Origin of the sequence: Paraburkholderia sp. SIMBA_030, assembly GCF_046535245.1 — a bacterium.
In the GTDB taxonomy this organism is placed as follows: domain Bacteria; phylum Pseudomonadota; class Gammaproteobacteria; order Burkholderiales; family Burkholderiaceae; genus Paraburkholderia.
On the sequence record NZ_JAWRXB010001604.1, the window covers coordinates 1 to 237 of the forward strand.

1 protein-coding gene is annotated in these 237 nt (G+C 59.5%); it reads right to left on the bottom strand.

Annotated elements, in window-relative coordinates:
• Window positions 1–204 (bottom strand): type II toxin-antitoxin system RelE/ParE family toxin (locus SB772_RS45420; RefSeq protein ID WP_410839206.1); only part of this gene is annotated, 204 nt, incomplete at its 3' end.
• Window positions 205–237 lie beyond the last annotated feature (33 nt).

Genomic DNA, 237 nt, shown 5'->3' on the forward strand with positions numbered 1-237 from the left:
GTAGCCCCTGCGCTCACCGTAGAAGATCACATGCGGGTAGCGATCCACTGGCCACGATCGCAGGCCTGGGATGTCCAGTTCGTACGCGTACCGGGGAGATCCAGTGTTTGGATGTTTAGCGAGATGCGCGTATGCCTTTTCGATCTCCGCAATGAATCCAAGCGCTGCCTGTTCCGAGCTTTCGTCTCCGAAATAGTGGGCCAGCTCATCCGCACGACCCGCTCGGTGCGACCCGAG